We start from the raw sequence: 13,283 nt of genomic DNA, 5'->3' as shown, positions 1-13,283 counted from the left end.
TATCAACTTCCTCTAAAAAAATATTCTCTGCATTAAGTATATAACAATAAAAAGATAAAAAACTACTAATAGTTTTTTTTGCAATACTGCATCAACTTTATCTTTAAGTAAAATACCGACATAAACACCAAAAAGAGATGCCAATCCTATGGTTATACCACTAAAAAAATCTATCTCTCTACTTAATGAGTGAGAAATAAGACCTGAAATAGATGAAAAAACTACAAAAAATAGACCCGCAGATATAGCTTTTTTAAGATCTACATGTAAAAATCCAACCAAAATCGGTACTAAAAGTACACTCCCGCCAACACCAATGAGCATACTTACAATGCCCAAAACAACTCCTATAAAAAACAAAATAAATTTGTTTACATCTTTTTGAACCGCACCTATTTTTGTTTTAAAAAAGAGTCTGCTTAGAGCAAAAAAAGCAAAAAATAAAAAAATTATTTCTAATGTTTTATCATCAAAACCAGAAGCAATAAATCCACTTAAAAATGCACCACAAAACCCACCGATACCTATTGTGAGAACCATTGGAACATCTAATGTTTTCTTTTTGTTGTTTAGATAACTGCCATAGATAGAACTAAAGACCATTTGCACTACAGAAATACCGATTGCATCCTTAATCTGATAGCCCAATAACAAAAGCGATGGAACAAGTATTGTCCCTCCGCCAATGCCGAAAAAACCAGATAAAAAACCTACACCAACACCCAAAAAAATCAATTCTATCATTGTTCAAACTTTTTTTCGAATTATATCATTTTTAAAACAGGGTTTAATTTTACTTTGAGATTTATTGAAGTATAATCATCGATGTTAAGGAGTTATAATTGAAAGAGAAAAGATATAACTACGAAAATTTTAACCCAAAAACAGAACTTTCTTGGATAGATTATTCAGGGTTATTAGATGTAGAAGTTGACTTTGTATCTGAACTTGGCAGAATTGAACTCTCAATCGAAGAAATTTTAAAACTGACAAAAGGTTCTATTATAGATCTAAAAAAGCCGGCTGGCGGAGACATTGAATCATATATTAACGGCCATCTCTTAGGTAAAGGTGAAGTCATTGTAAGTGACAAAAATCTTGCAGTGAGAATAAATGAAATTTTAGATCCAAATACAGTTTTAGATAATTTTGCAGAAGAAAAGCGATGATAAAATTCTTATTGCTTTTTTTGCTTCCTCTCTCTTTATATGCCTCAAAAATATTAAGCTTTAATATCTATGATAAAAAAGACAAAGTAGATATTATCTTGACTTTTGATACTCCATACAATGGAGTTATTAAACAAAAATCAAACGATTCAAATATAATTATCAAACTTGAAGATGTTTCTATCGAATCACCTAAAATTAAAAAACTTTCATCATCGCATATAAAATCAATAACAATAACCCAAATAAAAGGGTATACAGAAATTATTGCAGATGTGCTGCCTTTGGTCAACCTAGAAGTTTCTAAAACACCTGATGCATATGCTTTAAGATTAAGGTTTATAGCTTCGGCTGTGCTTTCAAACTCTCTTCAAACAAAAGAGAATAATGAGATATCCCAAAATTACTATATTTTTATAACCTTGCTGATTTTAACGGCAGCAATACTTTTTTATATGAAAAAAAGAGTATCTGTAAAACAAAGTAAAGATTCTAAACAAGAAAATTTTCTATCCCATATAAATAGCGTCAGCATTAGATTTCAAAAATCCATCAACAGCCAAAACAGTGTTGTTATGCTTGATTTTGGTGAACAAAGCTATCTTATTCTTATAGAAAAAAGTAATATATTGCTTGATAAGTTTACTCAAAACAGACCAGTAACAGAAAGTGAATTTAACTCTATTTTACAAAAAAGGCAAAAAGAGATTGATGCTTTTTTCAGTGATAACAAAGATTCAAAAGAGTATTTGCAATCATATAAAGAAAAAGCAGCTTCGCTGCGATACGAATCTTAAAATTAGAGTTGAGATCTATCTTGTAAAAGTTTTTTGATTATTTTAAGATTTGACAGAGTAAGTTTATATTGTTCATCCATCATTTTACTTATATGATATACTTCAGTCACAGTAATACCGTAAGGATCTTTTTTCTCTTTAATAATTTTATCTTCATCAAAAGAGTACAGATACAAGCTTTTTCGTGTTAGCTGCACATAGTATGTCAATACTATCTCGTTTGAATGCTTCTTTTCAATCGCTACTATTACCCGCTGCTCATCTCTATAACTGTTATCTAATTGTAGTTCATCTCTTATCTCGGCTACATCGATATAACCGATATAAAATTTATTATATAAATCATGATATCTTTGAATTTTTTCGCTCATTAAAAAATTCATATCTAGTATATATTTTTTATGGCTTCTTATTGTTTTGGTAATCCATGAAATAGTATTGTAATATCTAAACGGATAGAGTTTTAAGGAGTGTGCTTCTATCATTTTCTCAGATTTAATTCTTTTCTTTGGCATCAGCTTTTTAGCATCCGTATCAACAATATAATCAAGCACGCCCTTAGCTGAAAACTCTTCGGTAAACCAAACACTGCAATATGAAGGAAACTGTCTTACTCCTGTAGCTCCTTCATTTAGAATAATTAAAGATTTTATCTCATAATTTGGAAAGATGATTTCAAGTAAAGCTTTTTTCTTTCTAAGTCTTTTTCTAAGTTTTAAAACAGATTTGACAAGAGTCATCTCTACAAAATAGAGCTCTTTATCTTTTGTAATAAACATAGCATCAAATTCACTTATTTCTCTGCTTTTAGTTCTATAAACAATCTGCTGTTTTTCACTTATGGAGAGAGTATTGGCATGTGCTTTTATCTTGTCTTGATGAAAACCCTTAAGTACAAATTTTTCTATGTTATCATTTTCTACTGCGTAAATAAGAAGTTTTTCATAAATAAAGTTTTCAAAAACTTCACCTTCAAAGGAGCGGTATGAACTTAAAAAGTGGGGATCATCTTCGCTAACGCCTCTTCTTATCAAAGATAAGAGGTGTTTTACATTGTAATCATAATGTAGTAAATTATCTCCAATATCACTCTCATCTAATGTTTTTATTGATTTACTGATTTTTAACAAATTATCTCATTACTACAAAAAAAGTCATCTATGACAGCACGGTATTCTTTTATATCTGATATACGGTTTACACTGTCCCTAAGTGCTGATGCACCTCGGTAACCTTTAGAGTAAGTATGAGTATGCTTTCTAAACATGGGTACTCCATGAGAACCATAAAACTCTATCATCTTATCAAAGTGCTCCATGATTATATCATGCTTAATATTTTTGTCAATATCTTTAGTTCCTGTTTTAAGCTGATGGAATATCCAAGGAGCACCGACAGCACCTCTTCCGATCATGACTCCGTCTGCTCCTGTGTGTTCTAAAACCCACTTTGCCTTCTCATAAGAGTCTATATCACCGTTTGCGATAACCGGTATATTTATAGCCTCTTTGATCTCTTTTATAGCATCATAATCAACCGGCGCTTTGAATTTTCCCATGCGTGTTCTTCCATGAACCGCTAAAAAATCGGCTCCGCAATCTTCAACTCTCTTTGCTATTTCAATATGATTTTTCTTCTCAAAGCCCAGTCTTATCTTTACACTTGTTAGCTTTTTGTTTGAGGTCTCTTTGATAGTTTTTATAATATCACCCATTAAAGAAAGATCTAAAAGAAGTGAGCTTCCGCTTCCGTGACCAACTACTTTTGGCACGGGACAGCCGCAATTTAGGTCAATAATATCTATTCCCTCTTGCTCATTTAAAATCTCAACTGCTTTACGCACAACATTTACATCTGCTCCTGCAATTTGAACAGAATATGGATCTTCATTTGTGCTTTTTTGTATCATATGAAGTGTTTTAGCAGATCCGTGAGCCAAAGCATTTGAACTAAGCATTTCACTTACAGTCAAATCAGCTCCAAATTTTTTAACCACACTCCTAAAAGGCAGATCCGTATAGCCCGCAAGAGGTGCTAAAACATATATTGGTTTATCAAAGGATATACTTTTAGTCATTTATGCTTTTTTACTATACAAAAAGATTGATATCAAAATTTTCTCCACACTCTCTGAGTGAACTATATGCTTTAAAAGGTATATACTCATTTGCTTGTGAAATATCTAATATCTCTTTTGCAGGATCGATCATCTCCAAATCAAACAGAGTAAAGAGATATGCTTCCATAGCAAACTCTTTTTCATTGCTTAATGTTTCAAAAAGTTTTATTCTCTGTTCAGGAAGCATCGTTTTAGATAATTTTTTAGATGCTTCTATATACTCTTTTGAACTTAATTTTAAATCATTAAAAAGAGAAATTAATGAGTCATTAGATATCTCTAATGTATGCTTATCCGCATTAACTCTGGATAAAATTTCAAAAAGAGCTTCTTTAGTTAAAGCACTTTTATATTTTTCTATCAAATAAAGCGGTGCTTCTTTAACAAAATCAATATATACCTCTTTGCGTAGGCTGCTGTCATATTTTTTCTCATCAGCTAATATATCTTCGGCACTTATATCGCCTTTTTTGTATCTGTTTCTCTCATTTTGAATTACAAGTGGATTTGACGGAAGTAAAGAGTATTTTTTTAAATCAACAGGTTCTCCATTTCTAATTTTATTAATTAAAGTAAGAACTTCACTGATTTTTTTATTATCAATGTCTATATTTACATCTCCGACAGGAAAAATTGTTGCATTATCAATAACAGAACCTAAAAGTTGATATCTACTGGTTTTAAATGAGTTGGAACGATCATTTTTACCAAGATAAGCATCTATAATTGCGTTAACAATTTTTTCATAATCTTTATCAAATTTACGACTTTTTAAAGTACCTAAAAATGAGTAAAACAACATATGAATTACACTGGCTACATATAATATAATCATAGGCAAAATTACCCAAACAGCTATTGAAAACGATGGAAGTGTTGTACCAAATAAATTAATACTTAAGCTTTCTTGAGTTACGAACGCATAAATATACCATCCGACTAATATGATTAATATAAATGCTGCTACTGTGTATTTTTTAATATGCATGCTTTACCCCTTATTTAGATTCTGATTTTTCTACGATCTCTCTACAATCTTTACAGTATATCGCATGAGGCTTAACTTTTAATCTTTGAAACCCAATAAGGTCCTCACACATTTCACATACTCCATATTCACGCGCTGCAATTTTTGCCAATGTTACATTGATCTCTTTTAACTCTTTTTCTTGTTGTTTTACTATTGCATTTTCTACCATTGAGTTATTGTCCGCCGACGCATGATCACCTTCATCATTTAATTCTAGCAAACCTAACTCATCTAACTCAGCATATACACTATTAATATTTTTTATTATCTGTTCTTTTCTACTTTCTAATATTTCTTTAAAGTATTTTAGCTCACTATCTTGCACTTACTTTCCTTATTTATGATATGGGTGGTTGCTTAAAATTGAAAAACCTCTATAAATCTGTTCAAGCAAAACTACTTTTGCAATCTTATGACTCATAGTTATATTTCCCAAACTTATTACGACATCACTTTTTTTTAAAAACTTGTCTTCAAAGCCATAAGCTCCGCCTATAAAAAATTTAATCGCAATTTTATCATCTAATAGCTTACTAAATTCATAACTATCAACTATTTTCCCATCCGGATGCAATATTATATTAAAACCTTTTGATATATAAGGTTCTAAAAGTTTTGAATATGCCTGTTTAGAGGCTTCCGGTGAGATAGTGTGTGCTTTTGTTACATCTTTGTTAAAAAGTTCCGTATCATCAACTTTTGCAAAGCGAGAAATCATCTTTATAAGCTCTTTATAGAGAGGATCATAGGTAGAGCGCTCTTTTTTTGCAATTGAGACTATCTCTATATTCATGATAAAAGCCCACTTCCTATGACATGATATGTAACATTTGAAAATTTATCACTTTTTTGAACACCTCCGATTGCAGCTACAAAATGTCTGGATAATGAAGCAATTTCATCCAGCTCTTCTCCAAGAATTGTTGATATGTCATTTTTTGTATTTGTATTTCTATATGCCCCTAAACCAATATAATTTAACTCCATCTCATTAGCTTGCAATACCTCTGCTTTACTGTGTGTAGAGATGCCTAATATTTTATCTTTTTTAATAATTTCTCTTAAAGTTTTTACCGCTCTGACTGGATCATTGTCAATAGTTTTTAAATCCTCTTGCCCGACATGCACACCGTCGCAAAACTCTACAAGTTCATATGCATCGTTTACAATCAAAAAACCATCATATATATTTCTGATTTTAATAAGCTGTTCTTTTATAAACTGCTTATTTGCATTTTTATTGCGGTATTGGATTATCTCTGCTTTTTGCTCTATTGCAATGCGAATATAATCTTCTATTGAGATTTCTCTTTTATCTAGAAGATCTTGGTCACATAGTGCGTAAAGACGCATTATGCAACTTTTAGAAGTGTTAAAAGATCTGAAAGTGTTTGCTTAAGATTATTTCTATTTACAACCATGTCAATGGAGCCCTTTTCAAGCAAAAACTCTGCGCGTTGAAATCCATCCGGAAGAGCAGAGCCGATTGTCTGTTCAATAACTCTCTGTCCTGCAAAACCGATAAGAGCGCCTGGTTCAGCTATAATGATATCACCAAGTGTTGCAAATGAAGCACTTACTCCACCCATTGTAGGGTCAGTAAGAACTGAAATATATGGAAGATTATGATTTGCCAGTTTTGCTAAAGCTGCAGAAGTTTTACTCATTTGAAGAAGTGAAAAAGTACTCTCCTGCATTCTAGCACCACCGCTTGCACTAAGTATTATTAAACCATGTCTTTTCTCTATGGCACGATTAACAGCACGAACAATTTTTTCACCCTCAACAGAGCCTAAAGAGCCGCCCATAAAAGCAAAATCGAATATAACAAGCTGTGCTGCAACGCCATTCATTTCACATTCGCCGCTTACAACAGATGAATTTTTACCTGTTTTTTTTGCAGCATCTTCAAGCCTTTGCTTATAAGATATTTTATCTACAAACTCTAAAGGATCTACAGGTTTTAAATTATCATCATACTCTACAAATGTTCCTTCATCTGCTAAAAGTTCGATTCTCTCTTTAACTCCTATTCTAATATGATAACCACATTTAGGACAAACATGTTTTTGATTTTCCACCTCTTTGTAATACATCAAAGATTGACAAGATTTACATTTAACCCAGTGAGCAGGAGCTTCACTCTTTACTGGCTGTTTTTGATTTTTATTTCTAGAAAAAATGCTTAAGAGGTTCAAAGATTATCCTTTATTATATTAATGGGACGAATTATATCAAATTTTATATTATACTTTACATATATAATTTTTTATAGATAATCAATAAAAAAAATTCTGCATACAAATTTGTTGCATGCAGAAAATTAAGCCCCCTTTATTTAAACAAAGACTTCACTATGCTTCTTGCCGCTTCACGACCGTCGTAAGCTGCTGTTACAACCAAATCAGCACCTCTATAACAGTCACCTCCCGCATAAATTCCAGAAGTTGTAGTCTCATGCGTATTTTCATTAATAACAATCCCGCCCCACTTGTTTGTTTCTATACCATTTTCTGCTAAAAATGACGGGATTTCTGGATTAAAACCTAAAGACATGATTATTACATCAGCACTTATTCTGTGTTCACTCCCTTTAATCTCCTCCATCTTTTGACGGCCGCTCTCATCTTTTGCTCCAAGAGTAGTTTTAATTAACTCTACTGCAATTGCATTGCCTTTGTCATTAAGAACAATTTCTTTAGGGGAGACAAAAAATATAAAATCAACTCCCTCTTCCATTGCATTTTTATACTCTTTTTGACTTCCTGGCATATTGTGAGCATCGCGTCTATATAGACAGGTAACACTTTTTGCACCCTCTCTCTTAGCAGTTCTTAAACAATCCATAGCTGTGTCTCCACCGCCGATTACAACAACATTTTTATCTTTAAAATCAAATTTTTTATCATAAGATTGTTTAAAATTTTTTCTCTGAATCGCTGTTAAATAATCCATTGCTTTGTAAACATTTGGTGCTTGTTCTCCGTTGATAGAAGCTTTTTTGGCTTTTGTAGCACCGACACCTATAAACATTGCATCATGTTTATCTGCAATCTCTTCAAAAGCTATATCTTTGCCTACTTCACACCCAAGCACAAGCTCCATGCCTGCTTCGATAAGATATTTTACACGGCGCTCAACTATTTTCTTGTCAAGCTTAAAATTTGGAATACCATATGTTAAAAGTCCGCCTGCTCTATCGCTTCTCTCATACATAGTCACTGCTATTCCTGAACGCAAAAGATAGGTTGCAGCCGAGAGTCCAGCCGGTCCACTTCCGATAATTGCAACTTTTTTATCAGTTGTTATTCCTGGAAATTCAGGTTTATATCCTGCTTTAAATCCCTCTTCTGTAATGTGTGTTTCCACTGAACCGATTGTAATAGCACCATGACCGTCATTTAAAGTACAATCGCCTTCGCAGAGTCTGTCATGCGGGCAGACTCTACCCATAACTTCAGGAAATGGAGATGGCTCGTTTGAGAGTTTAAAAGCAAACTCTAAATCTTTCTCACTTATAGCCTTTAGCCATTGCGGGATATAGTTGTGAAGCGGGCATTTGTTGAGACAAAACGGGTCTCCGCACTGAATACATCTCTCGCTTTGTGTTGCAGCTTCACTCTTGTCAAAAACTTCGTAAATCTCTCCAAAATCTTTTGTTCTCTCTACGACTAATCTTTTTTTTGCTTCTACTCTTTCAATTGTTAAATACTCTCTCATGATTAATCTCCGATCTCTAAGTTCATAGGCAATTTTGTTAGATTTTTAGGTTTTACCAGCCAGAAATTTCTTACTTCTACTCTAAAATTATCAAGCAGCTCTTTTGCTTTTTTGCTCTGAGTCTCAACAACATAATCTTTAAGAAGTTTTTTAAGATAGTGTCTTGCTTCATCGGTTTCATCCGTATCGATTCTTACAAGCTCTACTAATTCACGATTTACATTTTCTACAAATTTATGCTCTTCATCATAAACAAAACTGATTCCGCCTGTCATACCCGCACCAAAGTTTATTCCAGTACGACCTAATATTACTACAACACCGCCTGTCATATACTCGCAGGCATTGTCGCCTGTTCCTTCAACAATTGCAAGCGCTCCAGAATTTCGAACTGCAAATCTCTCACCCACACTTCCTGAGATATAAAGTTTTCCGCCAGTTGCGCCGTAAAGACATGTATTTCCTCCCGCAGCAAACTCTTCGCCGCTGTTTTTAGAGGTAATTACTATCTTACCGCCATGCATACCTTTTCCAATATAGTCATTTGCTACACCATTTAAGTATATTGATACCCCATGAATCAAAAATGCACCGAGTGCTTGTCCTGAAATACCTGTTAGATTAATTCTAATCGTATCAGAGCTTAAACCTTTATCACCATAATATTCGGCTATTTCACCACTAATAAGCGCACCAAAACTTCTATTTACATTTGTAATATTTCTGCTTATTCTTACCGGATACTCAGGATGCTTGATAGCGCTCATTGCCTCTTTTAATACATCTTTTTCAAAATCATTTTTGTCAAATGGAGGATTGAATTTTTGTTGATGTGTATTTGTTCCATCTTCTTGATGTAAAACTGCACTAAAATCAAATTTTTGAGCAAAATCGTTATCTACGACTTTCAACAAATCACTTCTTCCAATCATCTCCTGCATTGTTTTAAATCCGAGTTCTGCCATAATAGAACGGATATCTTCGGCTAAAAGTGTAAAATAGTTTATAAGCTGATCGACATGTCCTTTAAAAAACTCTTGACGAAGTTTTTCATTTTGCGTAGCAATACCCACCGAACACTTATTTACATGACATATTCTAAGCATTTTACAACCTACGATAGTTAAGACTCCAGTTCCAAAACCATAGCTCTCAGCACCAAGTAGTGCTGCTTTTACCACATCCAGACCAGATTTCAAACCTCCGTCTGTTTGAAGTTCAACAACTTTTCTAAGATTATTTGCTTTTAGTGCATTATGCGCTTCGCTAAGACCAAGTTCCCAAGGATTTCCTGCAAATTTGATGGAAGTCAGAGGTGCAGCACCTGTTCCGCCGTCTCCGCCGGATATAATAATCTTATCTGCATACGCTTTAGCAACACCTGCAGCAATTGTTCCAACACCGATAGTTGAAACCAACTTAACCGCAACTCTTGCTTTTGGATTTACCTGCTTTACATCAAAAATAAGCTGTGCCAAATCCTCAATCGAGTAGATATCATGATGAGGCGGAGGGGAAATAAGCGTAACACCCGGAACTGTGTGGCGAAGTTTTGCGATAAGTGCCGATACTTTATGTCCAGGAAGCTGTCCACCTTCACCCGGTTTTGCACCTTGAGCGACTTTTATCTGAATCTCTTCAGCACTTCTAAGATATGCAGGAGTTACTCCAAAACGCCCTGAAGCAACCTGCTTTATTTTTGAATTTCTTTCTGTTTTAAAACGCTCTGGATCTTCTCCACCCTCTCCACAGTTTGATTGTGCTCCGATTCTATTCATAGCTATAGCAATTGTCTCATGCGCCTCAGGACTTATAGAACCAAGACTCATAGCTGCAGAAGCAAATCTTTTAAATATTTCCTCTTTTGGCTCAACTTCAGAGATATCAATCGGTTTTCTGTTCGACTTTATCTCAAAGAAATCACGAATAAATTTCAATCCTCTTCTGTTTACCAAATCTCTTAATTTTTCATAATCTTTTTTACTTCCGCTCTCTGCTGTTGCATGAATAGCATGAATAATCTCAGGTCCAAAATCATGATGCTCTTGACCGCTATAAAATTTATAGTATCCGCCTATATTTAAAGGAAATATCTTATTGAATCCACTCTCTTGAAAAGCATCTTTGTGATACTTTGTAAGTCTCTCATCTATATCGTTATAATCAAGTCCGTTTAGTGCAGAGTTTGAAGCGCCAAAGCACTCATTTACTATCTCACGACTAAGACCCATTACATCAAAAAGACCTGAATTTCTATATGAAGCTATAGTTGAAATACCCATTTTAGACATGATTTTAAGTATTCCCGCATTTAGTGAGCCGTGAACAGCTTTTAATGCTACACTGCAATCCACGCTAATTGCATTAGATCTTTTAGTATGTTCAATAACTGTTTCAGCTAAAAGTTTGGGATGAATCGCATTTGCGCCGTAACCTATAAGAACAGCAGCACTATGGGAGTCATATACTTCACCGCTCACTGCAACCATAGATGCAAGATGGCGTACTTTTGCTTTTAACAAAGCGATATTAAGACATCCGATAGCCATTGCCATCGGAATAATTTTCTTTGTTTTGCTAAAATCGCTATCATCAAGTATAATAATTCTTGTGCCTTCATTTTTTACTGAATTAATAACATTTTCTACCAATACATCCAATGACTTTTTCAAATCCTTCTCATATGCAGTAGAGAATGTTTTATTGCGATAAAAATCCTGATAACTCGGAGATTTTTTATCTCCGAATGATTTTAAAATAGTTAACTTTTCGCTTGTAATAATAGGAGAAACAGATTTAAGACGGTGCGCGTGAAACGGAACTTCATCAAGTATATTGTGAACTTCGCCAAAACCCGTATTTAAACTCATAACAACTTTTTCTCTAATCGGGTCAATAGGAGGATTTGTAACCTGAGCAAATTTTTGTTTAAAAAAATCACTAAATGCTCTTTGTTTATTTGAAAAAGCTGCAAGCGGTGTATCGTCTCCCATGGAACCGACAGCCTCTTTGCCCTCTAAAATCATCGGCTCTATAACCTGCTCTATTACCTCATGTGTAATATTGAAGTATCTCTGTCTAGCGACAAGCTCCTCTTTTGTGTACTCTGAATCTGACATATATTGGTCTACAACATGCTCTTGAAGATAAATCATATGCTCATTAAGCCATTTCATATATGAGTTTGAGCTTTTTAAATAATCATTAATATCACTGTTTTTAAAAATTTTTCCAAATTTAAGATCAAGTCCTATCATCTCTCCTGATTGAAGACGCCCTCTCTCTTTAATATCTTTTTCAGGAATATCGACAACACCGTACTCGCTTGCTATAAGAAGCGTATCATCTTTTGTAATGATATATTTTGATGGGCGAAGCCCGTTTCTATCAAGCACACATCCAACATATCTTCCATCTGTCACGGAGAATGCTGCAGGTCCGTCCCACGCTTCAAAAACGGTAGATTGAAACTCATAAAATGCACGAAGTTCAGGGTCCATGTGCGGAGCATTTTGCCAAGCTGCAGGAATAACCGCGCGCACTGCTTTAAAAAAGTCCATGCCGTTTACAAGCAAAAACTCAAAAAAGTTATCAGCTGAAGCGCTATCTGAAGATCTTGGCTGTAAGATAGGAAGCAATCTTTGAATCTCTTCATCTGTAAAAACTTCACTTTTTATAGATTCAGATTTTATCTCTACATTGAAGCGGTTCCCCTCAACAGAGTTAATTTCGCCGTTATGAGCAACTGCGCGAAACGGCTGAGCAAGCCTCCACTCCGGCAATGTATTTGTTGAAAATCTTTGGTGAAAGAGTGAAAATGAGATTTTAAAATTCTCATCTTGAAGATCCTTATAGAACTCTTTTATATGCGTAGGCATTACAAGCCCTTTGTATGAAAGAACTTTTGAGCTCATAGATGCTATATAAAAATCTTTGTCATCTGCTAGTTTATGCTCGCTCTCTTTGCGTGATAAATATAGAAGTGCATCAAATCTATTTGTAGCCATAATTGAGTTTGGAATTATGAATAGTTGAACAATATTTGGGAGAGAAGCCAAGGCCTGCTCTCCAAGTGCATTTGAGTCTATTGGAACATCTCTTTGAAGAACAATTTTTAAATCATTTGCTTCAGAAATTTCTTCTATAATATCTAAGTGTTTTTTATCTTTAGTAAAAACTGAAGCAACTGCAAACTGTTTTGGCAGCTCAATACCCTTTTTTGTTGCCTCTTTACGAAGAAATTCTTCCGGAAGTGAAAAAAGAAGACCGCTTCCATCTCCGGTTTTACCGTCTGCCGCTACTGCACCCCGGTGCATCATTCTTTCCAATGCCGTAACTGCATCATTTAAAACTTTGTGCGATGCTATATTTTTAATATTAGCAACAAGCCCGAAACCACAATTATCTTTAAATGATCTCAATAAATCATGATGTTCAACCATATAAAC

The 13,283-nt window shown here is 34.1% G+C and carries 12 protein-coding genes; 2 read left to right on the top strand and 10 right to left on the bottom strand.

The annotated features are described in order from the left end of the window. Positions 1-12: 12 nt before the first annotated feature. The gene (locus tag FJR47_RS04645; RefSeq protein WP_152299290.1) at positions 13-744 is read right to left on the bottom strand and encodes a sulfite exporter TauE/SafE family protein; all 732 of its coding nucleotides are present in this window, start codon (positions 742-744) and stop codon (positions 13-15) included. A gap of 155 nt (positions 745-899) precedes the next feature. Between FJR47_RS04645 and fliN the strand changes: the two genes are divergently transcribed. Together fliN and FJR47_RS04635 are read left to right on the top strand one after the other, a co-directional pair. Continuing rightward, positions 900-1,169 carry a flagellar motor switch protein FliN gene (gene fliN, locus FJR47_RS04640; RefSeq protein WP_241855433.1) on the top strand — a complete coding sequence of 90 codons (270 nt, stop codon included), beginning with the start codon at positions 900-902 and terminating at the stop codon, positions 1,167-1,169. Next, positions 1,166-1,966, top strand: a complete 801-nt coding sequence (locus FJR47_RS04635; protein ID WP_152299288.1) for a hypothetical protein — start codon at positions 1,166-1,168, stop codon at positions 1,964-1,966. Before fliN ends, FJR47_RS04635 begins: the two co-directional genes overlap by 4 nt. 2 nt (positions 1,967-1,968) lie before the next feature. Here FJR47_RS04635 and FJR47_RS04630 read toward each other — a convergent pair whose 3' ends face one another. From FJR47_RS04630 to gltB, 9 genes are all read right to left on the bottom strand, one after another. Next, positions 1,969-3,096 (bottom strand): hypothetical protein, encoded by a 1,128-nt coding sequence (locus tag FJR47_RS04630; RefSeq protein WP_152299287.1) that lies wholly within the window; start codon positions 3,094-3,096, stop codon positions 1,969-1,971. Next, on the bottom strand, positions 3,090-4,043 hold the full coding sequence (dusB, locus tag FJR47_RS04625) for a tRNA dihydrouridine synthase DusB (protein ID WP_152299286.1): 954 nt from the start codon (positions 4,041-4,043) through the stop codon (positions 3,090-3,092). The genes FJR47_RS04630 and dusB overlap by 7 nt, the downstream gene beginning before the upstream one ends. A 13-nt stretch (positions 4,044-4,056) precedes the next feature. After that, entirely contained in the window at positions 4,057-5,073 is a 1,017-nt protein-coding gene (locus FJR47_RS04620) for a hypothetical protein (protein ID WP_152299285.1), read from the bottom strand. Between the two features lie 10 nt (positions 5,074-5,083). Then, positions 5,084-5,440, bottom strand: coding sequence for an RNA polymerase-binding protein DksA (gene dksA / locus FJR47_RS04615; RefSeq protein ID WP_152299284.1), 357 nt, complete (start codon positions 5,438-5,440; stop codon positions 5,084-5,086). Positions 5,441-5,449: 9 nt separating this feature from the next. Next, a complete protein-coding gene (locus FJR47_RS04610) occupies positions 5,450-5,908 on the bottom strand; it encodes a 23S rRNA (pseudouridine(1915)-N(3))-methyltransferase RlmH (RefSeq protein WP_152299283.1) in 459 nt (152 codons plus the stop codon). Next, complete coding sequence (locus FJR47_RS04605; protein WP_152299282.1) at positions 5,905-6,468, bottom strand: thiamine phosphate synthase; 564 nt, start codon at positions 6,466-6,468, stop codon at positions 5,905-5,907. The genes FJR47_RS04610 and FJR47_RS04605 overlap by 4 nt, the downstream gene beginning before the upstream one ends. After that, positions 6,468-7,313 carry an acetyl-CoA carboxylase, carboxyltransferase subunit beta gene (accD, locus tag FJR47_RS04600; protein ID WP_152299281.1) on the bottom strand — a complete coding sequence of 282 codons (846 nt, stop codon included), beginning with the start codon at positions 7,311-7,313 and terminating at the stop codon, positions 6,468-6,470. The genes FJR47_RS04605 and accD overlap by 1 nt, the downstream gene beginning before the upstream one ends. Positions 7,314-7,449: 136 nt before the next feature. After that, positions 7,450-8,835, bottom strand: coding sequence for a glutamate synthase subunit beta (locus tag FJR47_RS04595; RefSeq protein ID WP_152299280.1), 1,386 nt, complete (start codon positions 8,833-8,835; stop codon positions 7,450-7,452). A gap of 2 nt (positions 8,836-8,837) precedes the next feature. Beyond that, positions 8,838-13,277, bottom strand: a complete 4,440-nt coding sequence (gene gltB, locus FJR47_RS04590; RefSeq protein ID WP_152299279.1) for a glutamate synthase large subunit — start codon at positions 13,275-13,277, stop codon at positions 8,838-8,840. Positions 13,278-13,283: the final 6 nt, after the last annotated feature.

This window comes from Sulfurimonas xiamenensis, assembly GCF_009258045.1.
In the GTDB taxonomy this organism is placed as follows: Bacteria; Campylobacterota; Campylobacteria; order Campylobacterales; family Sulfurimonadaceae; genus Sulfurimonas; species Sulfurimonas xiamenensis.
The sequence above is the reverse complement of the archived record's forward strand: the minus strand, read 5'-3'. Positions and strand labels throughout refer to the sequence as shown.